The 565-nt window shown below is 62.8% G+C and carries 1 protein-coding gene; it reads left to right on the top strand.

The features are described 5' to 3' along the window. Positions 1–144: carboxymuconolactone decarboxylase family protein (locus CW267_RS29890; protein WP_206054995.1), on the top strand; the 144-nt coding region annotated here is incomplete at its 5' end. Positions 145–565 lie beyond the last annotated feature (421 nt).

The following is a 565-nucleotide window of genomic DNA, read 5'->3' on the forward strand; positions in this document are numbered from 1 at the left end:
GCGTCGTTTAACAACGGGGTCACCCGCGATGAGCTGAAAGAGTTGATCATGCACTCTGCGCTGTATTGTGGGCTGCCGGCGGCGAATGCCACGATGCATCTGGCGCAGCAGGTGTTTGACGACATCGACGCCGCGCAGGGTTGAGTCGTCGTCCGAGTCGGATTGCCCGGCAGTCGTTGTAGGCCGGGTAAGGCGTTGCCGCCACCCGGCGAAATAACGGCACAACCGGAAATGTCCCTGTTCGCACTATGTTTGGCAGGGCTACAACTTCTATGTTAATTCCGGGCAGATTGCGCTCCCGGTTGATCTTCTGCGTTATGTCTCTTATGGCGCAGGGAGCGCACAGGGGGCGGCCAGTCGCCACCGCCCCCTGTACCCCCGGGCTCCGGCCAGCAAAATCGCCACTGCGTGGTGCCTTCGACTTATCCCTGCAGGCTGCGGGTCGGGCCGAGGCAGCGTCCGTGCAAAACACGGCCCTCAGCCCGCATCCATGCGGGCTGCCCCGGCCTTCCGGGAACGTCTCAGCGATTTTGAGGCCGCCAGCACCGGCAGTTTCAGTCGCGCA

Origin of the sequence: Klebsiella sp. X1-16S-Nf21 (assembly GCF_002837615.1) — a bacterium.
Lineage (GTDB): Bacteria > Pseudomonadota > Gammaproteobacteria > Enterobacterales > Enterobacteriaceae > Klebsiella > Klebsiella variicola.